Annotated in this window: 19 protein-coding genes and 1 pseudogene; 10 read left to right on the top strand and 10 right to left on the bottom strand. The window is 58.5% G+C overall.

What is annotated here, in order from left to right:
• Window positions 1–26 precede the first annotated feature (26 nt).
• The gene (locus JJB99_RS24900) at window positions 27–482 is read right to left on the bottom strand and encodes an RbsD/FucU family protein (RefSeq protein ID WP_200500293.1); all 456 of its coding nucleotides are present in this window, start codon (window positions 480–482) and stop codon (window positions 27–29) included.
• A gap of 226 nt (window positions 483–708) precedes the next feature.
• On the opposite strand from JJB99_RS24900, the pseudogene JJB99_RS24895 reads away from it, so the two are divergent.
• Together JJB99_RS24895 and JJB99_RS24890 are read left to right on the top strand one after the other, a co-directional pair.
• Window positions 709–929: pseudogene (locus JJB99_RS24895) on the top strand (acyl-CoA dehydrogenase family protein); the annotation flags it as partial.
• Window positions 926–1,366 (top strand): RidA family protein, encoded by a 441-nt coding sequence (locus JJB99_RS24890; protein ID WP_200494909.1) that lies wholly within the window; start codon window positions 926–928, stop codon window positions 1,364–1,366. The pseudogene JJB99_RS24895 and the gene JJB99_RS24890, both read left to right, overlap by 4 nt.
• A 585-nt stretch (window positions 1,367–1,951) precedes the next feature.
• Here the strand turns inward: JJB99_RS24890 and JJB99_RS24885 are convergent.
• The 4 genes from JJB99_RS24885 to JJB99_RS24870 form a co-directional block, all read right to left on the bottom strand.
• Entirely contained in the window at window positions 1,952–2,551 is a 600-nt protein-coding gene (locus JJB99_RS24885) for a DsrE family protein (protein ID WP_200494908.1), read from the bottom strand.
• A 24-nt stretch (window positions 2,552–2,575) separates the two neighbouring features.
• Window positions 2,576–3,139: a hypothetical protein gene (locus JJB99_RS24880; protein ID WP_246774988.1), complete on the bottom strand. Its 564-nt coding sequence runs from the start codon at window positions 3,137–3,139 to the stop codon at window positions 2,576–2,578.
• 77 nt (window positions 3,140–3,216) lie between these two features.
• Complete coding sequence (locus JJB99_RS24875; RefSeq protein WP_246774987.1) at window positions 3,217–4,263, bottom strand: TAXI family TRAP transporter solute-binding subunit; 1,047 nt, start codon at window positions 4,261–4,263, stop codon at window positions 3,217–3,219.
• A gap of 117 nt (window positions 4,264–4,380) precedes the next feature.
• Window positions 4,381–6,021: a hypothetical protein gene (locus JJB99_RS24870; RefSeq protein ID WP_246774986.1), complete on the bottom strand. Its 1,641-nt coding sequence runs from the start codon at window positions 6,019–6,021 to the stop codon at window positions 4,381–4,383.
• 842 nt (window positions 6,022–6,863) lie between these two features.
• Between JJB99_RS24870 and JJB99_RS24865 the strand changes: the two genes are divergently transcribed.
• Window positions 6,864–7,652, top strand: coding sequence for a Crp/Fnr family transcriptional regulator (locus tag JJB99_RS24865; RefSeq protein ID WP_200494906.1), 789 nt, complete (start codon window positions 6,864–6,866; stop codon window positions 7,650–7,652).
• A 78-nt stretch (window positions 7,653–7,730) separates the two neighbouring features.
• On the opposite strand, the gene JJB99_RS24860 is transcribed toward JJB99_RS24865, so the two are convergent.
• Window positions 7,731–7,946, bottom strand: coding sequence for a hypothetical protein (locus tag JJB99_RS24860; RefSeq protein WP_200494905.1), 216 nt, complete (start codon window positions 7,944–7,946; stop codon window positions 7,731–7,733).
• 1,502 nt (window positions 7,947–9,448) lie between these two features.
• Between JJB99_RS24860 and JJB99_RS24855 the strand changes: the two genes are divergently transcribed.
• Together JJB99_RS24855 and JJB99_RS24850 are read left to right on the top strand one after the other, a co-directional pair.
• The gene (locus JJB99_RS24855) at window positions 9,449–10,576 is read left to right on the top strand and encodes a serine/threonine protein kinase (protein ID WP_246774985.1); all 1,128 of its coding nucleotides are present in this window, start codon (window positions 9,449–9,451) and stop codon (window positions 10,574–10,576) included.
• A gap of 61 nt (window positions 10,577–10,637) precedes the next feature.
• Window positions 10,638–11,630: a nucleotidyltransferase family protein gene (locus JJB99_RS24850; RefSeq protein ID WP_246774984.1), complete on the top strand. Its 993-nt coding sequence runs from the start codon at window positions 10,638–10,640 to the stop codon at window positions 11,628–11,630.
• A 141-nt stretch (window positions 11,631–11,771) separates the two neighbouring features.
• Here JJB99_RS24850 and JJB99_RS24845 read toward each other — a convergent pair whose 3' ends face one another.
• The gene (locus tag JJB99_RS24845) at window positions 11,772–12,155 is read right to left on the bottom strand and encodes an H-NS family nucleoid-associated regulatory protein (protein WP_200494903.1); all 384 of its coding nucleotides are present in this window, start codon (window positions 12,153–12,155) and stop codon (window positions 11,772–11,774) included.
• Between the two features lie 722 nt (window positions 12,156–12,877).
• Between JJB99_RS24845 and JJB99_RS24840 the strand changes: the two genes are divergently transcribed.
• Window positions 12,878–13,246, top strand: a complete 369-nt coding sequence (locus JJB99_RS24840) for an H-NS family nucleoid-associated regulatory protein (RefSeq protein ID WP_200494902.1) — start codon at window positions 12,878–12,880, stop codon at window positions 13,244–13,246.
• Between the two features lie 96 nt (window positions 13,247–13,342).
• Here the strand turns inward: JJB99_RS24840 and JJB99_RS24835 are convergent, their stop codons facing one another.
• The 3 genes from JJB99_RS24835 to JJB99_RS24825 form a co-directional block, all read right to left on the bottom strand.
• Window positions 13,343–14,812 carry an exopolysaccharide biosynthesis polyprenyl glycosylphosphotransferase gene (locus tag JJB99_RS24835; RefSeq protein ID WP_200494901.1) on the bottom strand — a complete coding sequence of 490 codons (1,470 nt, stop codon included), beginning with the start codon at window positions 14,810–14,812 and terminating at the stop codon, window positions 13,343–13,345.
• Window positions 14,813–14,920: 108 nt separating this feature from the next.
• Window positions 14,921–16,927 carry a hypothetical protein gene (locus tag JJB99_RS24830; protein ID WP_200494900.1) on the bottom strand — a complete coding sequence of 669 codons (2,007 nt, stop codon included), beginning with the start codon at window positions 16,925–16,927 and terminating at the stop codon, window positions 14,921–14,923.
• 74 nt (window positions 16,928–17,001) lie between these two features.
• A complete protein-coding gene (locus JJB99_RS24825; protein WP_200500289.1) occupies window positions 17,002–19,341 on the bottom strand; it encodes an AAA family ATPase in 2,340 nt (779 codons plus the stop codon).
• 351 nt (window positions 19,342–19,692) lie between these two features.
• On the opposite strand from JJB99_RS24825, the gene rfbC reads away from it, so the two are divergent.
• The 4 genes from rfbC to rfbA are packed head-to-tail and all read left to right on the top strand — an operon-like array spanning window position 19,693 to window position 23,101.
• Window positions 19,693–20,250, top strand: a complete 558-nt coding sequence (gene rfbC, locus JJB99_RS24820; RefSeq protein WP_200494899.1) for a dTDP-4-dehydrorhamnose 3,5-epimerase — start codon at window positions 19,693–19,695, stop codon at window positions 20,248–20,250.
• A gap of 14 nt (window positions 20,251–20,264) precedes the next feature.
• On the top strand, window positions 20,265–21,323 hold the full coding sequence (gene rfbB, locus JJB99_RS24815; protein ID WP_200494898.1) for a dTDP-glucose 4,6-dehydratase: 1,059 nt from the start codon (window positions 20,265–20,267) through the stop codon (window positions 21,321–21,323).
• A 7-nt stretch (window positions 21,324–21,330) separates the two neighbouring features.
• Window positions 21,331–22,320 carry a dTDP-4-dehydrorhamnose reductase gene (gene rfbD, locus JJB99_RS24810; protein WP_200494897.1) on the top strand — a complete coding sequence of 330 codons (990 nt, stop codon included), beginning with the start codon at window positions 21,331–21,333 and terminating at the stop codon, window positions 22,318–22,320.
• On the top strand, window positions 22,229–23,101 hold the full coding sequence (rfbA, locus tag JJB99_RS24805; protein ID WP_200494896.1) for a glucose-1-phosphate thymidylyltransferase RfbA: 873 nt from the start codon (window positions 22,229–22,231) through the stop codon (window positions 23,099–23,101). Before rfbD ends, rfbA begins: the two co-directional genes overlap by 92 nt.
• Window positions 23,102–23,154 lie beyond the last annotated feature (53 nt).

Genomic DNA, 23,154 nt, shown 5'->3' with positions numbered 1-23,154 from the left:
TGCCGCCATGAATGCCTTGGGGCGGCTCATGTCGCATCAGGCGGGATCACCCCCTTCTTGAAGATGAAGCAGCCATAGAAGCGCCGTTCGCCGGTCTGGACCACGCAGTAGGACTTTTTCGCAAGCTCGTAGAAGGCAAACCGCTCGATCGACGCCAGTGGAAGCGGGCGGCGTTCGGCAGCGTCGATTTCCTTCTGCACCTCGGCCTGCACGGCCGGGATTTCGTTCGGCTGCCCCACGATCTCCATGCGCAACGCAGGCTTGTCGACAAAGGAATCGAGCGGTAGCACCGACAGGATCGCGCGCGCGGCGCGGCCCGCACTGACGTTATCAATGCGGAGCAGCTTTCCGAGGGCGGTCCGCCGGGCGACAGAGTCGGCCGGGAAATTCGTATCGCAGAGCACGAGGTCGTCGCCATGCCCCATGGACCGCAGCGCGTAGAGCACGTCGGCATTCAGAACCGGGTCGATTGACTTCAGCACGGTGCGCCTCCCTTGAGAATATTCAGAGCTCTCTGATCGGCCCAATATCTGACGTCTCCCCGCCGTCGTCCATACCGACCGTTCGGAGCCCGCCTGGTCGAGAAACTCGATCGCGTGGACAGTCGTCGGGCCTGGAGAGCCGGCAGCAGCATCGATCTGCCTGTCGCGCGAGGGTTCGCGCTGTGCGTATCGGGCGGGCGAGCGCCGAAGGGGCGCTCGCCCGTAGGCAGCGATGGCAAAGCTGATGGCCACCGAGACCGCGCAGCGCGTTATCGCCGCGCAGTGCAGATGCTCGGCGGTCGCGGCGTGCGCAAGGGAGAAATCGTCGAAAGCCTCTACCGCGAAATCCGCGCGCTACGCATCTACGAGGGCGCGACCGAGGTCCAGAAACTGATTGTCGCGCGCGAGCTCTTGAAGCCGCGGTGGGGGATTGAGAATTCCGCATGAGTATGATCGCAAAGCCAGAAGCCGGAGCGACTGCCGCGACCGGCAGTTTGCCGGTGCTTCAGCCCAGCGGTTGGCCGCAGCCAAAAGGATATGCCAACGGCATCATAGCAGGGGGACGCCTGATTGTGACCGGCGGTGTCGTCGGTTGGGACATTGCAGGCCGATTTGCCGGTGGGTTTGTTGCGCAGGTCCGGCAGACGCTCGAAAACATCGTCGCGATCCTGGCCGAGGGCGGCGCGCGTCCGGATCACCTCGTGCGCCTGACCTGGTATGTCGTGGACATGGACGAATACGTCTCCAACCTCGAGCCGCTCGGCAAAATCTATCGCGACGTCATCGGTGCCCACTATCCCAGCATGGCGCTCGTTCAGGTCGTGCGTCTCGTGGAGTCTTCCGCACGCCTCGAGATCGAAGCGACGGCCATTGTACCACGCTAACGCGGCGCCGGTCGGCTGCGGGCGAAATCGCCGGCTTCAGCGACGCCTCCCATCACTCGGGAATCGAGGCTCCTCGTGCGGACCACGTGTGCACTGAGAATCCGAATCGCGGTTTTTGCTTCCAATCCGCACCTATATGATCCTAAAAGAAGCAATCTTCGGGAGCAGGGTCGTACGGAATTTCTCAGTCGGTCCAACTACACATAGGCTTGGTCGGAGCTAAAATAGATCAATGAAATGAACAGGTTGCGGTGGAAATTTCTACAGCCCCCATGATGGATTTGACCGGGACGTCTCGAAAAGTGAAGAGGGATCAGCACGTAAGCTTACTCTTGATCCGCCGTGCCGTACCGAATGTCGTATTGGTTCATCCTTGAGTCGTCTTCGGCGAACGATCTTCGCTTGATGCCGCGCTTGACGGCTGCTGAGTGTCGGCATCATAGCTGCAGCTCTGATCGGCTTGAGCGCCCAGCCAACTTCATGCTGGAGGTAGTTGATCAGTGTGGTTTGTTAGCGCTCCCGCTGCCAACGGTCACGATTTCCTGCGTCAATCCATGATGTGGTCTGTGAGCGCTCGGGTCCGTTTCACGGCTTGACATAGGTCCATCCCTGCTCCTGTAGTTCCATCACCCGCACAACGCCCGACTTTACGACTTGCGCCTGCGGAAGGATCGGTATGTCCTTGCTCTCGGCCTTTTGCATCTTCTCTTGAGTGTTTCCGCAAGCCTTGAACGACACTTCCGGCATGCCCAGAGCCATTTCCTCGATTCGAGCCTTTACCGGCGAAGTGTCCTTCCGAAGCATGTGCAGGCCCGGACCGAACGTGACGATCTCGATTTTTACATTCTCGTTGAGTTCTTTGTAGTACTGCGCGACGTTGGTCGCATTGTTCAACGCAAGGTTCATCGCGGCCGAGTCGTTGGTGTTGACCTGGAGGATCAACCGGTGCTCCTTCTTGGCAGCGGACGGCATTGCCATGCGTGCCAGCGCAGATCGCTTCTGGGGCACAGCGCCCGGCGATGAATTTGTATGCTTCACCACTGTGCTATGTCTTGGCATCGCGGGGGGCGAGATTGTCTGGGTCTGGGGCACGCCGGGGTCCTCGGCCGTGGCGTTCGATAGCCCGAGCAGAAGCCAAATGACTGCCGCCGATGCTCCTCTGACAAACAGCTGAAATTGGCTCATTCTGCGTCTCCGATCCTGGGTTCGTCATCGATCGTCGGATTTCGTCTTCGGTTTCGCGACCGCGCGCGGCCATTTGCACGCGACGGTCATTTTTTCACGCACGCTCTCGAAGCCGCCGAGCGCGAATACTGCGTCGGTGCTATTTCCCGCCCCGCTTGAGAGGTGCACGGCAAGCTCGCCCTTATCCGGGATGGATTGCAACAGGCGAACAACATCACCTCCGATAGCTACACCGGTCCCGGACGCGGATGTGATTGCCGGCAACTGGAGCGCCGGTTGATCGTTGACGCGCAGGGAGATCACGTAGTCGTCGCGGCCCGAGATCTCGGGTCCGTTCACCACGAGGTCGGTCCGCTTGCCGCTGCACCGTATCGAAAGCTTCATAGCGGGTCCCGTACTGCCGCCCCGAGATGATGTCGTTGCACTGATAATCGGTGAGTAGTCCACCGGCGATGTGGTTTCGCTGATGATCCAGTTCTCTCGTCCGGCCGCGGGACCGTGTTGAGAGGCTATCGTGCGAGACAATCGGTCCAGACAGTTCTGACGTTCCGTACGTTCCATCAGGAAGCATGCTCGAAGTTGCAGCATGGGATCCTCCGCGCCTTGCGCTAGATCGACCCCATTTGTGATCGGGAGCGTGATCGCGAGAGCGACGGCTACTGATGTCATCGCAATGCCTGGGTCGAACGCGGCAGTCGATCGAGCCAGGATTGCGCCGCGGGAAAGCGCGCAAGTCCGGGCACCGTTGCGGCCAAGTTGATCGATTTCCACTTGGGATCAAAACCGGGTTCCTGCAGCATTTCGATCCGCGAAAAGAGGCGATCCACGAAACGCGCCACTCGCTGAAAGCGGTTCGACTTCACCGGCCAGTTGAAAGCAACGAGGACGGTCGGCACGGCAATGGTCGTCACGCGCTCGCCCTGCTTGATCAGGTTGGGGTAGTCAGCTGCTTCAAGCGAAGATGGCAGATAGTAATCTTCGAACTTGCTCTCGTAGGGGATCGCCAGGAACTTGAAGCCCGGCTCCCAACGGCCGCGCACGAAGGCATCCACCGGTTTCGACGTAACGAAAACGACAGCGGCCGTCTCGCCCCTGCGCATCTGCTCGAGTGCGACCTGATGGGGAATGAAGGTCTTTTCTACCTCGAGGCCGAGCCGACTGAATATCAGCGGGCCCGAATAGGCCGCTGCGGTGCCCTGGGTGTTGAAGTTGACCTTCCTTCCGGCGAGATCGCTCAAAGTCTGAATTTCCGGCCGAGCGAAGATGTGCAGTTCGGATGGAAACAGGTTGAGCACATAGGCAATCCGCCGCTGGATGTCCGGCACCTCCCTCTTGTATTCTTCAAGCGCGTCAGAATTGATAATTGCCGCATCGATACCCCGCAAATACAGCAACGAATTGACGTTTTCGGCTGCGCCGCGTGTCACGACAGGCAACACGTGGAGGCTACTTCCATCATCGACCACGCGTGCCATTTCGGCGGCGAGCCGAATGGGAGCTCCTTCCAACAGACCTCCGGCAAGTCCGACCGTCCAGGCGTTCATTGCCGCAATTTCCGGCCTTGCATGCTCGGCCGCGCTTCTAGCCGGGTGTATCTGGAGCGTCCGAGAATTCTGCGTCTGCGCGATCACCGGACAAGGCTCGGCGATGATGAGCAGCGGGGCCAGAAGCGTGGCAAGGACCAATGAGCGTATTTCGATTGTTCCGTTCATTGACGAGCTCCCTCTCGAACTCACTTTCAATCCGCCATAAGCTTCGCCTGAAGATATCCTTCGGTTCGATCAATCGATGTCGGCGCATGAGGATCCTGGCTATGCGTGATGCCGCTGCTATTGCCCAAGCGCGTCGAATCGTTCCTTTGCCTCCGTCACTCCCTTTGCTTCGGCTTTGGCGTAGAGCTCACGAGCCCTGAGCGCGTCGCTGCGCGTTCCATAGGCGCCCCATTTCGCAAGGACGTTTGGGTCATACGTTTCGGCGAGTGCGAAATGCGCCTGAGCGCTGCCCAGCTCGGCAGCACGCTCCAGCACGGCTCGCGCCGCACTGATGTCGCCTTGCCGAAGCAGTCCGGTTGCGCGGGCGGTCAGCCCCAGGACCTCCGCTGCGTGTTCATGGCCGAGTTTGGCGCCCCCGGCGTTCGCCGCGGGTTGAACCGAACCCGCCGCCTGGGTTTCGATAATCGGTGCGCGGTCAGTCGCCACGACCCCAAGAGCGGGAGAGGGGGCGCCGGTCGGGGCAGTCCTCTCAAGGGTCTGGCGCGCTGTCACAAGCTCCCGTTCAAGTCGGCTCGATCGACTGCGTTCCTGCTCAAGCAGTTGTCGCAGCTCCTTGCTTCCGCCGTCATTCGCCGCGGCGTAGGCCTCGTACGCGAAGAGTTTGGTGCGCGTCAGCGAGAGCTCTTGCGCCAGCCCTTCTGCTCGATCGTGTTCTTCCTTCAGTGAGAACCTCAATCGTGCGGCAGTACTGTCTGCCGTTCGCCTGATTTGCGCCATTTCCTCGTTCGCTTCCGCGAGCTCCGAGGATCGGCTTTCGAGTTCGTGTCGTGTTGTCGCAAGGTCCTCTTCGAGCCGCGTGGCACGATCGCGCTCCTGCTGGAAAGCTTTCTGCAGCTCCGCAAGGCCGTTCTGAGCCGCCTCCTTCGCAGCAATCGCGTCGGCGCTAACCTTGGTGGCCAGTGCTGACTGCGTGTCCAACTCGCGGCGGGCGACTGCCAGATCCTGCTCCAACCGGCTCGCTCGATCTCGCTCCTGCTGCGCAATCCGTTGCAGCTCCTGCAGGTCGCTCTCTGCTCCCTGCTTTTGTTTGCTGTGTTCATTGCCGGTTTTAGACGTCAGCGCCGCTTGCAATTCGAGATCCCGTCGCGTCTGGGCAAGTTCCTGTTCGAGCCGCAGCCCGCGCGCATGCTCCTCTTGCAACGATTTGCGAAGTTTTTCCGAGTCATTCTCGGCTGCTTCCGTAATGCTGCTCCATTGCTCGCGTGCTTGCTGTAGTAGTCGCAGAGCGGTGTCCAGCTCCTGCTGGGACATTCGAAGATCGCGCGTCAGGGCCTGTCCCTTCCGCTGCTCCTGGGCGAGAGCCTGCCGCAAGTCCTCAGTATCGCTGGTTTTGGCTTGTGCAAGCTGCACGGCGGTTGTGCTGATGGATTGTCCAAACTGCGCCGCCTGCTTGCCTCCGCTTGTCGCCGGATCAGAGTCTGCTGTCGCTGCTGGTAATGCTAGCGCTGGCGGACTTAGCCGCAGGTTCTGCTGTTCCGAAAGACCGCTGGTGGTCGATAAGCACATTCCTACTAGGATGGCCGCTGCAATCCATATCGGCTTGGCTTGTGCCCGGGTGGTTGGATGCCTTGAGGAATCCGGTGCAAGCCGCACCTTGTTGTGGCGAACGTGCAACCGGACTGAAAGCAATTCCGGAGCCGGTTCGAGGACGTTGCCGATTCCGCGAGATTGCCACCGCCCAAGCCGTTCTGCACCCATTGGCCACATTAATGTGGTGTCTCCCTAATGCCCGTTCGTGCAGGTATTTTATAGTTCAAATTCAACCAGTTTATTATATAATATTCAACGATTTATTTTAACCAAACAAATTGCGTTGCTCGAGTCACCCGAGCCGCCGGATGCGACTGCCACAGCTAACCCATAGGGAATGGGTTGAAAGACGATCGCGATGCCGACATGCCTATGTCGGCATACCTAAATGGGGGGCTCGCGCTTCGAGCTATGAACCGATCACCCTTCAAAACTGCTGGAATTGCCAGCGAAGATGAAGACGGCGGTTGCGCCTCTCATGTCGCCATCACTGCCACTGAGCTCGCAGGCGGGCCGCCCCGGACCGCTTTTTCCGCACGCGCGGGAACAACGCTGATTTCCGCCTCTGCCCCCCGCTTCGCTCTTCCGCCCTGCGCACCCTTTCCCTGAGCCTCTGCAGCTGCGTAAGCTGTTGAATGAGCTCGAGCGCCGTGCGGCGCAGACTAGCCAAGCGGCTATAAGGCCGGTTACTCACTGCAACACCCCGAATACGGACTTGTGTATTAATGACTGGAATCTCGATTCCGTAGGACGAACCTGAAGATAAACTATGGTGCTGACCATCGCGCCGTCAGTTCGGTTTACGACCCTGCGCGGATTTTTTACGCACCTTCCAGAATGTGCGTCGATGCGCGGCGGCCGGAAGCGTGACGATTTTCTCAAAAAGGTGGAATCCGGAGTTATACGGGGACGATCGGAGCTCGTGAATTAACTGGAAGATTTTCTCGGCGAGGCTTGCATCATCCTCGATATCGGCACACGCTACTGAACGTCCATTCAAGGATACGTTCGTGGCAGAGCGCTGGACATGCGTTCAGAATAGACTTCTAGCGGCGCTGCCGCCGCCCGATCGCGAGCTGCTTACACCGCATTTGCAGCGGATCTCGTTCGAAGCAGACATGGTTCTGGTGCATTCGGACGACGAGCTTCGCGACGTCTATTTTCCCCATGATGGAGCGGTCGCCTTCATGCTCGATATGCCGGATGGGCAGACCGTGGCGACTGCCTTGGTGGGAAGGGAGGGTGCCGTGGGCTCACTTTCGGTGCTCGGCCCGTCTCGCTCGCCGGTCACCGCGGTTGCTCGCGTAGCAGGCACAGCGTCACACATTAGTGCTGCCCATTTCCATTCCGCCTACATGCAAAGCTCAGCGATTCGGCAAATCGTGCAGGTTCATTCGCGTGCGCTGCTGCTGCAGCTTCAGCACGTCGCGGCGTGCAACGCACTCCATCCGGTGGAGCGTCGGATGGCCCGCTGGCTGTTGCAGCTACACCATATCGTTCCCGACGGCGTGCTTCCCTTAACGCAGGAAGCGCTTGCTCAGTTGCTCGGCGTTCGCCGCACCACCGTTACGCTGGCAATGGCGCGACTGCGGACTGCGGGCGCCATCAAGTCGGACCGACGTGGCCTGATCGAAATCAACCGCGCTCGGCTCGATAGCCTTGCATGTGAATGCCATGCCATGATGCAGGCAAGGATTGATCGCATGTACGCCCAAGAACTGTCCGAAGCCAGGATCGCAATCGAACGGGCGCACGCCGCTGGCAACGCTCCAGGTCAACTCGGCAAGCGCGCCAAGTAGCTCTCAATCCCGTTGGATTTTACGTGATGACGATCTGGTTTTTGGCTCCCGGCCTCCCCACCCCAAATGCACGACGCATCAATACGCCGATGCGGTGCTGATGAGTGCCACTGGCCGGGCGACCGTCTCCTCGACCCAGGCTTCGCGCGCGAACCAGTTGTGATTGGCACGACAGAGCGGGCAACGGGTATTGGCGTAAAACACGACGCTGCGCAGAAACGTCTCCCGATCGGACTCGATCCCGGTCGGGATTGCGCGCCCTGTCTCCGGGCATTTGACCATAATCATCCCCATGCGAGCCTCCCTTAAATGCTGTTTGTTATCGAACAAAAATGGACCGGTCGGTTGGACCGCGTGTTTTCGACAGTGCGGAGTTACTTGGGGGGCATCGCGCACTGAGGTCGTTCGTCCGAGCAAGGGGCGGCCTGCCCGTGACGTCGCTTTATCCAACCAACCGGATCGCTGCTTCAGCGAATTCTGGGCTGACTGCCGGGTTTGGTGCTTGGCAGCCGCGGGTGTCGATTATCCTGCCGCCATCGAAGCTGCCGGGGCGGCTCTAACGACAGACCAAGCTGAGCGGATGCGGTGGTGGCGGCGCGAGGCGCGCCACTCGAGGGAAACGATAAGGATTTCCTTGATGGGCCAATCTGCCAACGCTCTCACTGGCTTCACTCCACTCGCAATAGACCCAAGAAATATTCAACATGAGGCGAGGCGAGCAGTCGTTCTTCCGCGACATTTAGATTTGGGGGAGCTTCAACCCAGCCTGAGATCAGTGTGCAGATCAGAACCGCAGCTGTCGGTCTGATTTGCGACTCTCGCCGAATCTTTTTCGGTGCTGTCAATAGCTGTGCTGGCCCAATCCACTTCAATTGTGCTGTGCAGAAAAAGGATAGCGTGGAAAGCGAGCCAATCCCAATTCGGCGCAGGCATGCCGGCGAACGCGCACCTAGCGAGCGTCTGACTAGGATCAGCAGATGCCGGCCTCGGATGGCCCGCACTAGCAACATCGCCGTCCGCCATCGGGTCCGCGGATACCGAAACGAGGATGAAGCGACAGCGACTGAAGCGCTCGAACCAGGCGTGGGCCGCCGGAGCCGCAGCACCATATGGGTCTTGATCGACGTGCTCAAAGCTTCCTTGGCTCAGCGCTTTTCGGGGAAGCGCCTAGTGTCCGCTGCGGCCGACGCGTGCAGGAGTTAATTTCAGCATGTTTTCAATGGAAACAATTCGTGAATAAAAACCGAAATTTAAAAATAAGGAACATATAAAGTCTGTTGTTAATTCCGTTCAATGACGTAAGCTACTTCGCAAAGTCCACCGGGCTGGAGGAAACGATGTGGGAATCAATTCATAACAAGCACGTGTCCCCCTCGATTGCGCAACAGTTGGCCCAGGTAAACCAGAGATTGTTGAGCATGGGCGAGAGGGAGCGCATTCTACGAGAGCGGAGTGCCGATCGTGAAGCCCACCGATATTTGCTGGACGCTCACCGCCTGTTGGCGCAGGAGAGCTTTCCGGGAGACCGGATATTGAATATTTTTCGACTAGGGATGGGCGACGGCAATCAGTTGGCGGCATGACCGGGATACTCGCATCGAGATTAATCCCGGCCAGTGGATGCGGCAGCACCGCACGAGGACAACCGCATTGAGGCGGAAGGCAGGTTAGAAGGAGTTGCCGCGCCGGCGCCTCTAGCGAGTTCCTGACGTTGAATTGGTCGGTTACGAGAGCCCTTGGCCCGGGGCGGAAGTGCTGTCGCCCGAGCCGCGCAACGAGACGGATTTTGTACAATCTTGGCCAAGGTCGTGCTGGGCAAATCATCACCGGAGATCATGTTGAAGCCCGCTACGGATGCAGTTTTTGCGCTGCTGGACGGTCGCTCGGTGCTTTTCAGCGAGACACAGCAGAAAATCTACGAATTGAACCAGATGGACGCTTTCATTTGGTGCAGCTTGGCGCAAGACGCTTCTTTGGCGGACATTTATCAGGAGCTTGGAAAGCGCGGCATTGACGAGCGCACTGCGCGCCAATTCACGCGGCAAGCTATGAACGCCTGGCTTGACCGGGGACTTCTCGGCTTCGACTCGCAAATGTCGACCGATTATGGCCTGTCGGCGAGCCTAAATCGACGCAGGATCAGCATCCGGGCCGTCAATCCGGCCCTGTTGAAACAATTGACGTGTCTTTTTTGTGCTCGGGACGATGGAGCGGACGACGACATTGTCGTCGAGGTGATGGACTACGAGAATCAAGTGGTATTTCTCGGAGATGACGGGTGTGTCCGGAGATGTGAGTTCGACGCGCTGGCACCTGCAATCAAGGCCTATCTCACCGATCGAGTTATCCGAGGCGCCCCCTCGGCCTTCGCGCTGCATGCGGCCTCACTTGTGAAGGGCGGCACGGGCTTGCTGTTGTGCGGCGAACCGGGAGCCGGAAAATCAACTCTGACGCTGCAGCTGACAGATGCAGGATTCCACTACGCCGGCGATGACGTCGCGCTGATCGAAGCTGACGGAACGATCTCTGGAACTCCGTTTGCGCTCACCCTCAAGACGGGTTCCTGGGGATTGCGCTCGCAATTGCACAACGATTGGGAGGACGTGAAGACATATCGCCGGCCAGATGGAGCTCTGGTGCGGTACTTGCCAATAGCGGACGTGCACTTTGGCAATTTTTCGGCGAACTGGGTCATCTTCTTGAATCGGATGGAAAACGGCTCCATCGGGCTTACCCCGCTAGATCAGCTTGACTCGATGAAGCGGCTCATTGAGAGCGCATTTGCTGCCGACGGAAAACTCTCGCAGGCCGGCTTTTCCGCTTTGAGGCGGATTACTGCAGGGGCACGTTCATTTGAACTCACCTATGGCGAGTCGGCCGAGGCTCGTCGTCTGCTTGTGGACCTGTGTGATGGTAGGGCATAGCTCTGTCTTAGTGGATCTCTGCAAGTGCTTGCGAGGTAGTCCGCCTGCGGATGTCGATTGGATGTCCGTAATTGGACTGGCAAACCAGACACTGACCACCCCGGCGCTTATCGACCTGGTTGATCAATTCGCGTCGGCGATTCCTCAGGACGTTTGCGATTATATCCGCAATATCTATCGCCGAAACGTCGTCCGTAATGATTGTCTGGCGGTTCAATTAGAAGAAGCTGTCGCTTCGATGAATAACCACGGAGTAACGCCAGTGTTGCTGAAGGGGGCGGCGACATTGGCCACAGCGCCTCGTGAGCGGCGAGGAGCTCGGCTGATGGCTGATCTCGACATTGTGCTTATGCCGGACGAGACAGAAAAGGCGGTCGCAGCCCTGGTCGCAATTGGCTACGAAATTCACGACCAATCTCCTCGCGGAAGCCAGAGATGGTTCGCCGAGCTTAACAGGCCATGCGACGTTGGTACGATTGATCTGCAGCGGAGCGCTCCCGGTCCTGCTCATTTTTACCGCGGTTCGGGACATGCTCTGAATCACTGCGTGCCGGCGCGGCTGGGGCGGGGGAACGTGTATATTCCCACTCCAACTTACCAAGCGCTTATGTTGATCATCCACGACCAGTTTCAAGACTATGGTTACTGGCTCGGCGACATCGATCTGCGGCATCTTGTTGAGTTGCGCGATCTGAGCAACTCAGTTGGGGGCATCGACTGGAGCGAACTCAGCTCCCATATCTTGGGCAAATTGCTGAGAAATGCAGTCGAAACTCAGCTGCTGGCGCTCGCTGAACTGCTTGGTGTCGATGTTCCGCATTCGCTACGCTGCCGACTGATCCCGCGTCTGCAATTCGTGCGACGCGTGGTGCAAGCCCGCTTTCCGGCCACACGGTGGCCCTTCCTCGCGATGGCGGTTCTGGATTTAAGGAATTACAGGAGAGAGGCAACGATTGAATCCTCGCGAACGCGCAGGTCATGGTCCATGCCAAGAGCTGACACCTTGCGGTTCCTGTTGCGAACGGCCACGGCGGTTCGTGCGGGCAAGATCTAGGACCAAACAACCGTCACGCGAGCGCGGTAAGGCACGTTCACCGCTCGAGCGCAGCTCCCCCTTCGCACAATATCTTTCACACCCTTCCGGGGGCTTTGCTCCGGCGGGTTCCGTAGGCCGCCGCGCCAGTGCAGGGGCATTCTACGAATGATCTTGGCGAGCATTCGTATCGGATGGCTCGCCGTTCTCGGGAATCCTGAATTCTTCCAGCGTGTGTCCAGATTGGAGCGCGGCAACCAGCCAACGCGGCTGTTTGCCGCGGCCAGACCAGGTCTCCGTCGGCCGGAGTGGGTTGACGTACTTCGGCACCACCTTTGGATATCTGCGGCGTGGCGGCTGGGCTGTGCCGGTCTCTGCGGGGCTCTTCTCCGCGCCGCCGAACTGCTCCGGGCGGTTGAGCTGCGCAAGGCGCTTTTCCAGCTCCTGCTTTTCCGCAGTAATCTTCTCAGCAAGGATTTTTGTTAGCTCCTCATGAAGAAGCCAAAGCTCCTCAAAGTCCATGGCTTCGAGATCCTGCCTGCGCATAGCGCGCTCGTCACCGTTCGACTGATCCAGTGTCCATCGTCTCGTTCTTCCGGTCTCGGTATCCCTGCCCCTAAGGTCAGAACGACGCCTAGTTCCAAATTGACGCCGCAATAAATACATTATATTTTATTTAAAATTATATCGAGAGTTATTTCATTAACGGCGTTCCAGTGAGAAATTTGTTGTGGTGCAAAAGGGGGATATAAAGTTGATCGAGTATCCTCTCGAACGACTTCAGAGTTCGATCAGCCGATTTATCGTTCCGTCGGCTGCATTCCCAGACGCCCAGGCCATGAAAGCCCAAATCGAGCTCAGACGACGGGCGTTGCGGGATATCGAGATTATTAGCACTCGTTTGCGGCTGTCCAAAGGCCCGACCACGAAAAGCCTGCCGCGCAGAAAAAAGGGCCCCCGCGCGGGGCACCCCTACATGATGAGAGTGCTGCAGAGCAGGCGGACTGTGCGGCCCGTATGATGTACTCACTGGATTTGCAATAATCTCTGTTGGGGTGTCCAAGGCAGCAGGTCGCACGTGTCGCGTGTGACCGGCTGTTAAATTGTGCGCGACGACCATTTTTCCAGCTTGATTCGTGATCGCGACGCAGTTATCTGGAACTCGAAGTTTGAATGCGGTTCAAACATTTTTTTGGATAATGCCAACGACGGCTTGATTATCACCCGTAGCGGTAATACGAAGATGGGCGCAACTACAAGGTGGCAGTATGTCGATCAGGAAAATCGAACTGGAATCAATGTCTCTTGACGATCTTTGGTCGCTTCATGAGGAAATCAGCGGCATTTTGTCGGCCCGTATTAAAGCGGAAAAACAGGAACTGGAGAAGCGCCTGGCAGTTCTCGGCGGCGGGATGGCTTCTGTGGTGGACCCGAGCGGGTCAGGGGTATCTTCGACTGGCAAGCTGAGGCGCAAATATCCGCGAGTGCTCCCGAAATACCGGAATCCCCAGACGTCCGAGACTTGGTCGGGGCGCGGCAAGCGCCCACGGTGGTTGGTTGCTGCCATGAAGTCTGGCCGCAAGATTGAGGACTTCCGGCTGGGAGAGGCAAGTCCGAAGGTTCGGCAGCGGGCATAATCTCGTTGCAATCGGCATAATTGTTGGGCTCTTGGTGCGAGCCCACAGAGCCCGTTTGGTCATCGTCGTCGCTGGTGTGCCCGCGGGACATGTTCCTCAATAGGCATTGCGGCCTCGCAAGACTTCAAGGGGAGTGCGCATCAGAATTGCGAGATCCTGCCGAAGGCTCCAGTTGTCGATGTACCAGAGATCATATTGCACACGCCTTTCGACCATAGCCGCTGTTGGGGTTGGGCCGCGACAGCCGTGGACCTGGGCCCATCCGGTCAATCCTGGTTTGACCCGGCGGCGGAAGGCATAGTTCCGCACGAGCTTGTCAAACTGACCATCATGGGCCAAGGCATGCGGACGCGGACCTACCAGGGACATGCTGCCGTCGAGAACATTTAGCAACTGTGGGAGTTCATCGAAGCTTGTCCGGCGCAGCCATTTGCCGACGCGGGTGACCCGTCGATCGGCGCGGTTGGCCTGAAGGATCACGGGCCCGTCCTCGAGCACATGCATCGTTCGGAATTTGCGGATCAGGAAGATCTGGCCGTTGAAGCCACAGCGTTGTTGCCGAAAGAATATGGGACCGGGAGAATCCAGCTTGATCGCGAGTGCGGCCAGCGCGAGCAGCGGGGCAAGTAGTGCCAGGGCGAGTCCCGCGCCGATAAGATCGATCATCCGCTTGATCGCGCATTCCAGCGGCGCAAGGGGACCGCGCTGGAGTTCTACACCAACGGCACTTCCAAGATTCCGGGTCGGATGTCGAAGCAACTCGGACGTTGTGCCGACCGGCACGAACATGATCGGGAACGGCAATACTCGTAAATCGGCAACGAAGGCCCGAAGTTCGGGCCATCGCTCCGGGTCGGCTTCCACCACCACTTGGTCGAGCTGGCACGTGCGAATGTAGTCGATCACGCGGGCGGTGAGCCGCCTTCGACAGGTGGGACCGGAGCCGGTCGGAGGCAAGCTGAACCGTCCCATGACGGAATAGCCGTGCATTGCCAGCGTTTCAGACAGCCCCGCGTGCTTCGACGGGGGTTGATCGCTGATCAGAACAATATTCGTGGTGGCGAACTTTCTGCCGCTCAGGCCCCGTCCGAGAAGCGCCTTGACTGCCCACCGCTCGGCCACAAGCAGGCCCAGGCCCAGAACAGCGAAAAGCGGGCCCACTTGCTCGGAAGGGCCCGGGCGAATTGCAAAGCCGTACACGGCCCACATGAAGAGCAGCAAAGACATCCAAGCCATACAGACGGCGCGTATCTGGTTTCGGAGAACGAGGAGCTCAACTGGCCGATACAGGCCGTGGGTCTTCAAGAGGCAAACGAGGCATGCTGCGCTGACTAGCGCCAAGCCAAGTGTATTGCTTAAGTCGCCTGCAGCCCACCCATTCCGAGCTTGGCACAGCCACATCGAAACGACGCTCGCAAAAACAATGGTCGCAATATCCGCACAGAGCGCCACGTATTCGATCGAGTCGTAACGGAGGGGCCATTTGCGCTGGCGGGATAGTATCGGCCCCGGACCGACATGATCCGTAACCTCCCGATCGGGGAAATGTCGGTTCACGAAATTCATTGTCGGGACACCTGCGAGCTAATATTTAATGTATTATTAATTAATCAGATTTATCAAGAGAAAATCCCGGTTTCAGTCATTTAAATATGTCGCATTGCGTAGAGGATCCTATCGAGATCCCTGTCGGGAACTCCGCGCGCGCATGTTGTCGAGGTAAGTCGGATCGAGCTCCGAAATTAGGTTCTCGAGATAGATCTTCCCCTCGGCCGAGGCTGATCGGTACGCGGCCACAAGCGCTGGTCTGATAGCAGGTCGACGCCTAACGACGAGGCTGACGTCCCGCTTGATCAATTCCCGAAATTCTAGCTCACGTACCACAGCATCGGTAGCGAGCGCGACGGATAGCCTCAACGGAAGCAGATCCAGATCGCTCGGCGCAGTATAGTACGACATCTTGAGCATGGCTGCCGTCTGGATCGAATTCTGCTTCGACGCCGCCGCGAGCATGAGCCAAATGTCGCCGCGGAGCGGCGACGAGCGCAGTACGCGGGCAAACGCGCTCGACGCTGCCGGAAGTTCCGTTTTTTGCTCGTCCGCGGCGAGAGCCGGATCTCCATGGGACCGTGATTCCCCTCGGATCAAAAAGCCTTCATGCGCTGCCGCAGCGGACACTGGTTTCGAGATCTCGTTTGGCCATGCTGCTGCGGCCGAAACAGCTGCTGACAAAGAAGACTGACCTCCGAGATACCACCTTGGGAGGACTATCCATATCGTCTGTACGATTAGCGCTATTCCAAGCACCATCAGGACAACGCGCGGCCAAAGGGTGACAAACGCTGGCGCGAGCCTTGGACGAGACGCCGGAGCTGGACCGGCCATCCAGCCCGAAGCCTCTTTCGATTCCAAGGATATGGCCTCACGGCCCGTACCGGGGACGCTCTGGCCGAACGCCAGCCCAAAAAGCGCAGCGACCAAAAGCGATGCGCCCAAGCCCAGAATTCCATGGTCGGCAAAGGCCAGTATCGTCAGCGCAATCGAAGCGCCGGCGCCCAGGGCTGGATACACGTAGTCGTAAGCTCGCGACAGAGATCGCCTGATCAGAATACAAGCGCCGAGCATCGCTATAATCACAAGGCCGCAAAGGAACGCCCAGCCCATGTCGATAACCATTGCGGCGGCAGCCGTTGGCCTTTCTCGCGGGACGCCGATTCCAATGTCCCGATAAAGCGGCAAAAGGACCGTCGAGGCGCCGGCGCCGGATCCCGCCGGCCTGACGTCCTGTAGCATCCGTTCTGTCGCGATCTGACTGCTCGTTGACAAGGCGATCGTCACATCGGTGTTCGTCCTAAACGGAAGGAGCGTTGCGCTGGCAACAAAGAATATTGCGGCGCTTGCGAAAACGCCAGCCGTACCCCACAAGCCCAAGCACCACCTGCGAATAGCGAACACTGAAAGCAAGATTCCTGATCCGAGGAGGGCGGCCACGACGGCGGTAGAGCTGGTCCGAATGAGCAGCGCGGCCAAGCAGACAATCATTGCGATGGTCGCGGCGGACAGAGTAAGGAGCGGGGCTGGCGCAATTATTCCGGGGCGACTGTGCCGCGCTATTTGATCGGCCGCGCGTATTGCCGTCGCGCAGGAGAGCAGGACGCCGAGCACTGCGACGGTTGAGCCATCGGGCCCGGCGACGCCGGCTGTTTCCTTGCCGAACCACATAGCCGTGGCGACCGTGGCTATCGACAGCAGGATATGCAGGACTTGCGCCGCGCGATATCGGTCAAGGGCGATCACCGCAGCGACGAGGGCAGCGGCGAGCACCGCGCAATATTGCGCGAACGAGAACATGGTCGCCCCGGTATCGACTGTGATTATTTCAGCAAGGGGCTCGTTCAGCGCCGCCGATGCAGTTGTCCAGATGGCATTGCCGAGTGTGCCCATAGGCATCGGCACTGCCTGTGACGCCATCCAGAGCGCCGGCGCCGCGAGCACAACGACAAGACCGGGCCGGAGCAGCCTAGCGAACCCGAGGGAGCCGGATGATGGAAAGATCGCTACAACGAGCGCAGCCGTTGCAAGTACGAACGACGCCAATACCCTGCTTAGCAGGCTTTCCGGCATTGCGAGCGCCGCGGTAATCGCCACCAACTCCGCTAACATGACAAGCCGGATAATCATGCAAACACCATCTTGTGGTGCGGCCACTCGTTAGTCCGCCGGCCGGAGAACGTGCGGGCCGCTACGAGAAAGCCTCAAGAGCCGGAAAGACCATAACGGATGTAGTGGCTGTCATGATAGTAGTAGCTCCGGTGACCGTCATATCGAGCCATGGCCCTGGTATCCGTCTTGCTGAGAACTGCCCCAATCAACGATTCATGAATGTTGGGTGCGGTGTGCAGAGCGTGCTGCACGACATCGATTTTGGTCCGGCCCCATTCAACGACCAGAATGTAGCAGTCTATGAGAGATGAAGTGGCTCGGACATCAACCAGCGGGGTCAGGGGAGGAAGGTCGACGATGACGTAGTCATACTCAGCTCGCAAACGGTCGAACAGCTTGCTTATCGCGTCGGCGCAGAGAATTTCGCTGGTGTGAAGCAGAGGTCCCCGCCGCACGGCGGGTAAAAATGCAAGATTGGTCGTCGGATCCCGCCAAATAGTCTCCGCCAGGGGCCGGCTGCCGTTTGCAACTTCGATGATTCCGCTGGTAGCCTTGGGTGCAAAGATCGAGGAAAGCGAGGGATTTCTGAGGTCGCAATCGACGATGATGGCCTTCTTGCCGGTGTGCCCGATCAATTGCGCGAGTGAGGCTGCAATCGTCGTTTTCCCCTCATTCGGTAGGGCCGAGGTAATGCCGATGACCTGAGAGGAGATTTTCGCCGGGTTGTGGTCGATGGCCAGCTTGATGGAACGAATTGCCTCGGTATATCGAGATAGCGGCATCCCGACCACGGTCCGATGAATTGCCGTCGGAGACGAAACTATCCGTTGCTGAACATCATCATCGGTTTGCTGGGAGCGAACCGGTAGCTTCGGAGATTTGCGGGCCGGCAATAATGGGACCAAAGACAGGCAAGGCAATTCCAACACGGTTTCCACTTGTGAAGAGGTACGAAACACGCGGTCCATGAGGTCTCTGAGGAGCGCTAGGCCGAGGCCCAGAGCGAGACCGCCGAGGATGCCGAGCGCCAGTACCAACCTTGTCTTCGGCTTGCTCTTGCTCGACGGCGGCGAAGCGGGAAAAAGCAACCGAGTCTCCGAGACGGGGAATGTCTCCTGCTGTGCGGAGCCCATGTAGCGCTGCAGGAAGGTCTCGTACAAGCTACGCAAGCCCTTTGCCCGGCTTTCCAGATCCTTGATGGTCAGCTCGGCAGAATTGACAGAACGAGACTGCGAAACGGCCTTGGACAGCTGCTTTTCGATTTCTTCCTGCCGTTGTTTGGCGAGTTCGAATTCGCTTCGGCTGACTTCGGCAAGTCTCCTGACTTCGTCGAAAATAGAGACGCGAAACTCCCGCGCGCGGTTCCGGACATTGACGACTGCCAAGTGGTCGCGACCGACCCTGGCCGTCAACTCGGCCTCGCGTCTCGTGAGTTCTAGATATTGCTGGCGCAGCCCCGTAATGATCTGACTGCTCAGCGCATCGGTCCCGATGGCATCCAGATTGGCTATCGAGGACGGCTTTGTCGGATCGGAAGCAATGAGAGTTTCATAGCGAGCCAGCTTGGCCGTGGCCTCGGAGGTCTGGGCGCGTGCCGCAGCCAATCGATTGTTGATTTCGGTGATCTGCTGCTCGTCGATCGGTTTTCCGTCCAGGGAAACGATATTGTTCTGGGACTTGTAGACGTCGACGGCACGCTGTGCAGTGAGGGCTTGGTCACCGAGATCGCGCAGCCGCTCCTGCAGCCAGCTTGTTGCCCTGCGATTGGCGTCGAATTTCGCGCTGAACTGGTCGGCAACATACGTATTGGCTACCGCATTGACGATCTCGGCGGCTCGGGCTGCGCTGCTTGAATTGTAGTTGATCTCGATGACGTTGCTGTACCCGACACGTCCCGCCGAAAGCCGATTGAGAAATGCGTCTACCATCGTGTCCGATGGTTCGCCTGGCGGATCGGATGGTCCATCCTTCTTCTTCGATCCAGTCGAGCCCCACGATCGAATTCGCTGCCAGAGAGACTGTAGAGACAGCCCTGACGCGGTAAAGTCCGGATCGTCCATCAGTTTCAGCTGGTCGATCACCGCAACCGCAGTGGCCCTTGATCTCAGAAGCTGAAGCTGGGTCTCGATTTGACTGAGATCGAAAGCCGGCTCGGCAAGGAGCGATTGCTGCTGGACAAATTGAGGCCTCGGATTGGCCAACAGGATCTGAACCTGCGCCGTATAGGTTGGAGACACCAACCGGAGATAGAGCAGGCTGGCCGCGGTGACGAGTCCAGCGGTGACAAGGATCATGAGGTATTGGCGTCGTAGAAGCCCAATACCGAAATTGATGACGTCGCTGATACCTCCGCCGTCTGCCTGGGGGGGGTGAGCCAGCACGTTCACCGGCGACCGTAGTCTATCCGTGTGTTGAAGATTGTTCTGGAGCATCACGTACCTGTCCGAAGGTGGGGTCACACGCCAAGGCGTTCGCCCGCAGACCAGCGTTTAAAGAGGACGTGCGGGTCGGTGAGAGATTATCTACCTCATAAAAATTGACTTGCCAAATTAAATAAATCATCTATTAATTGAAATGAGAAAAATATCAGGGAGAGGTCGCATTCTCGGGCCATCACTGCCAAATTTGGTGATATTTCCGGAGTTTGCGGTCCGGTCGGCATTTTGCATCGATAATAATGTAAACGTTAAACTCGGGTTGGCATGCGGACAATTAATTTCATCGAGGGATTACGGTCCGTCGCATGGAACCCGACCCAATTGAGGGCCGGCGGGAGGTACCCGATGCTGGAACTGCGATCCTTGGCGATCCCTGATGTCAAAGTCATTCGAACGGAGCGGTTTTCCGACGGCCGCGGCTACTTCTGTGAGACCTTCCAGCGATCGGCTTTTGCGGAAAAGGGAATCCTTCACGATTTCGTTCAGGATAATCAGTCCAGCTCAGCTCGGATCGGCACGGTGCGCGGGCTGCATTTCCAGCGCCCGCCATTCGCCCAGGCGAAGCTCATACGGGTGTTGAGCGGGGCCATTCTCGATATTGCCGTTGATCTCCGACGTTCATCGGCCAACTTCGGCAAGCATATCGCCATCCAGTTGGATGGTGAAAGCGGTGAGCAGGTGTTCATTCCGAAGGGCTTCGCGCACGGCTTCTGTACGCTGCAGCCCAAGACCGTCGTCTTGTACAAGGTCGACCAGGTCTACGCCCCGAGCCATGACGGCGGCATTTATTGGGCCGATCCGGCATTGGCGATCAAGTGGCCCGTGACAACCTCCGAGGCTCAGGTATCGCCAAAGGACCAAACCCTTCCTGCGCTCAACCAGCTTGGTTGCGTTTTCGAGTAGTGGAGACGACCGTAATGCGTATCCTGGTGACCGGCGGAGCGGGCTTTATCGGTTCTGCAGTGTGTCGCCATTTGGTGCTGCAGACTGGTGCCGCAGTGATCAACGTCGACAAGTTGACATACGCAGCCAACCTGGATTCGCTGGCGAACATCGAGAGACTGGAGTCTTATACGTTTCTGCAGTCCGACATCTGCGATCGCGAGGTTATGGATCTCGCATTTTCCGACTACGAGCCGGACGCAATCATACATCTGGCCGCCGAAAGCCACGTCGACCGTTCGATCACCCGGCCCGATGCCTTCATCAACACCAATATAGTCGGCACCTACACGCTGCTGGAGGCCGCCAGGACTTACTACGAACGTCTGTCGTCTCCGAAGCGGAAGCAATTCCGCTTCATCCACGTATCGACAGACGAAGTCTACGGTTCGCTGGGGCCGGACGACTTGTTTCGCGAGGACACGCCCTACAGGCCGAGTTCGCCGTATTCGGCCAGCAAGGCCGCCTCCGACCACCTCGCACTGGCGTGGTTTCGAACCTACGGTCTACCGGTCATCGTATCGAATTGCTCGAACAACTATGGCCCATACCAATTCCCGGAAAAGCTCATCCCGCTGACGATTCTCAATGCGATCGACCGGAAGCCTCTACCAGTCTATGGCGACGGCAAGAATATTCGCGACTGGCTTCACGTCGATGATCATGCCGCCGGCTTGATCAGCTTGCTGTACGAAGGGAAGCCGGGCGAGAAGTACAATTTCGGAGGAGACGGCCAGCGATCCAACTTGGAGGTCGTCACCCAGATTTGCGACGTGCTGGATCGATTGTCCCCGGGCGCGGAACCGAGACGATCTCTTATTGCGTTCGTGCCGGATCGTCCGGGGCACGATGCGCGCTATGCGATCGACGCGTCGAAGGCACATCGCGAACTTGGCTGGGAACCGACGAGATCCTTTGAACAGGGCCTGGCCGAAACCGTCGGATGGTACTTCAAAAATCGTGCGTGGTGGGAGCGTGCCCGCCGCGGTGTCTATGATGGCTCGCGTCTCGGTCTCCTGGCCGCCCAACATTGAGGTGAAGATGTCAGAGCGTCCCATCCTCATTGCCGGACGGAATGGCCAGTTGGCAAGATGTCTTCGCGATCTCGCTGCGGTGCGCGGTCTGCCTGCGGTGGCTCTCGGGCGCCGAGAGCTCGATCTGGAGAACCGCGAGGGAATCGACAAGCTCATCGCGTCGATCGCGCCGTCTGCAATCATCAATACGGCGGCTTATACCGCGGTAGATCAGGCCGAATCTGAAGCAGCGAAAGTCTTCAGCATCAACCGCGATGGCGCGGCGGCCCTGGCAGACGTCGCGTGGCAGATGAATATTCCACTCATTCATCTCTCGACCGACTATGTATTCGACGGCGAGAAACCGGATGCGTACGACGAAAGTGACGTTCCCGCGCCGTTGAATGTCTACGGTGCATCGAAGCTTGCCGGCGAAGCTGCCGTATTGGCCGCGCACCCACTTGCGACCGTAATCAGGTGCTCGTGGATTTACAGTCCCTATGGCAGCAACTTCGTTCGGACGATGCTGCGGTTATGTGAGACGCAGGCCACCGTGAGGGTTGTTCGGGACCAACTTGGAAATCCCACCTATGCATACGACCTCGCGGAGGCCGTCCTTCGGATCGCAGACCGGTCCGTAACGGACGATCGGAGGGCCACGGCCGGCATCTTCCACCTCGCCGGGCGAGGTGAGACGAACTGGCACGACTTTGCGCAGGCGATCTTCTGCGCGCGCGCCCGCCGTGGAGCGCGGATTCCGGCGCTCGAGGCGATTACGACAGAAGAGTATCCGACCGCCGCGCGTCGGCCTCGAAATTCGCGCCTGGACTCATCCAAGGCCGAACGTGTGTTCGGGATTCGATTGGCGTCCTGGCGCCATTCACTCGAAGCTTGTCTCGACCAGTTGGTCGGAGAAGGAGAAACCGATGCTGAAGGGAATCGTGCTGGCTGGCGGCAGCGGAACGCGCCTCTATCCGATCACGCGCGTGGTCAGCAAGCAGTTGCTCCCGATCTATGACAAGCCCATGATCTACTACCCCCTGTCGACGCTGATGTTGGCAGGGATTCGCGAGATTTTGATCATTACCACGCCTTCAGACCGGTATCAGTTCGAGCGGCTGCTGGGCGACGGGAGCCAGTGGGGAATTCGGCTCAGCTACGCTGAGCAGACCCGTCCCGCCGGTCTCGCGGACGCCTTCATCGTTGGTGCCGATTTCATCGGAAACGATCGTGTGGCGATGGTGCTTGGAGACAATATCTTCTTCGGCGATGGCCTGAGCGAACTGCTGGCCAGGGCGGCAGGACGTGAGGAAGGTGCCACGGTTTTTGCCTATCACGTGCGGGACCCGGAACGATATGGCGTCGTCGCGTTTGATGAGGAGGACCGTCCGGTATCGATCGAGGAGAAACCGAAACGGCCACCGTCGAATTGGGCAATCACGGGGCTGTATTTTTTTGACAATCGCGTTGTCCGCTACGCGCGTCGCGTCGAACCGTCGTCGCGCGGAGAGCTCGAGATTACCGATCTTCAAATGCGCTACCTTTCGGCCAACGCGCTGCACGTTGAGCGCATGGGGCGGGGGTTTGCCTGGCTGGATACCGGCACGGTCGAGTCTCTCATGGATGCAGGGACGTTCGTGCAGACCCTGGAAAAGCGGCAGGGAATGAAGATCGCCTGTCTTGAGGAGGTCGCCTTCAGACTCGGCTTCATCAAGCGTGATCAACTTCTCGCGCTGGCCCAACCGCTCGAGAAGAGCGGCTATGGCAAATATCTGAGTGAAATCACGCGGCTGCCGTAATTCGCTCAGCAAGAGGGCTGCCCAACCGATATCTGGAATTATGTTAAATGGAC

It is taken from the genome of Bradyrhizobium diazoefficiens, assembly GCF_016616235.1.
In the GTDB taxonomy this organism is placed as follows: Bacteria; Pseudomonadota; Alphaproteobacteria; order Rhizobiales; family Xanthobacteraceae; genus Bradyrhizobium; species Bradyrhizobium diazoefficiens_H.
This window is presented reverse-complemented; position numbering and strand designations above follow the sequence as displayed.

Coding starts and splice junctions, on each gene's coding strand:
- JJB99_RS24890 (WP_200494909.1), top strand. CDS start 926: ATGAGTATGATCGCAAAGCCAGAAGCCGGAGCGACTGCCGCGACCGGC.
- JJB99_RS24885 (WP_200494908.1), bottom strand. CDS start 2,551: ATGAGCCAATTTCAGCTGTTTGTCAGAGGAGCATCGGCGGCAGTCATT.
- JJB99_RS24880 (WP_246774988.1), bottom strand. CDS start 3,139: ATGCTGCAACTTCGAGCATGCTTCCTGATGGAACGTACGGAACGTCAG.
- JJB99_RS24875 (WP_246774987.1), bottom strand. CDS start 4,263: ATGAACGGAACAATCGAAATACGCTCATTGGTCCTTGCCACGCTTCTG.
- JJB99_RS24870 (WP_246774986.1), bottom strand. CDS start 6,021: ATGGGTGCAGAACGGCTTGGGCGGTGGCAATCTCGCGGAATCGGCAAC.
- JJB99_RS24860 (WP_200494905.1), bottom strand. CDS start 7,946: ATGGGGATGATTATGGTCAAATGCCCGGAGACAGGGCGCGCAATCCCG.
- JJB99_RS24850 (WP_246774984.1), top strand. CDS start 10,638: ATGTCCGTAATTGGACTGGCAAACCAGACACTGACCACCCCGGCGCTT.
- JJB99_RS24845 (WP_200494903.1), bottom strand. CDS start 12,155: ATGCGCAGGCAGGATCTCGAAGCCATGGACTTTGAGGAGCTTTGGCTT.
- JJB99_RS24840 (WP_200494902.1), top strand. CDS start 12,878: ATGTCGATCAGGAAAATCGAACTGGAATCAATGTCTCTTGACGATCTT.
- JJB99_RS24835 (WP_200494901.1), bottom strand. CDS start 14,812: ATGAATTTCGTGAACCGACATTTCCCCGATCGGGAGGTTACGGATCAT.
- JJB99_RS24830 (WP_200494900.1), bottom strand. CDS start 16,927: ATGATTATCCGGCTTGTCATGTTAGCGGAGTTGGTGGCGATTACCGCG.
- JJB99_RS24825 (WP_200500289.1), bottom strand. CDS start 19,341: ATGCTCCAGAACAATCTTCAACACACGGATAGACTACGGTCGCCGGTG.
- rfbC (WP_200494899.1), top strand. CDS start 19,693: ATGCTGGAACTGCGATCCTTGGCGATCCCTGATGTCAAAGTCATTCGA.
- rfbB (WP_200494898.1), top strand. CDS start 20,265: ATGCGTATCCTGGTGACCGGCGGAGCGGGCTTTATCGGTTCTGCAGTG.
- rfbD (WP_200494897.1), top strand. CDS start 21,331: ATGTCAGAGCGTCCCATCCTCATTGCCGGACGGAATGGCCAGTTGGCA.
- rfbA (WP_200494896.1), top strand. CDS start 22,229: ATGCTGAAGGGAATCGTGCTGGCTGGCGGCAGCGGAACGCGCCTCTAT.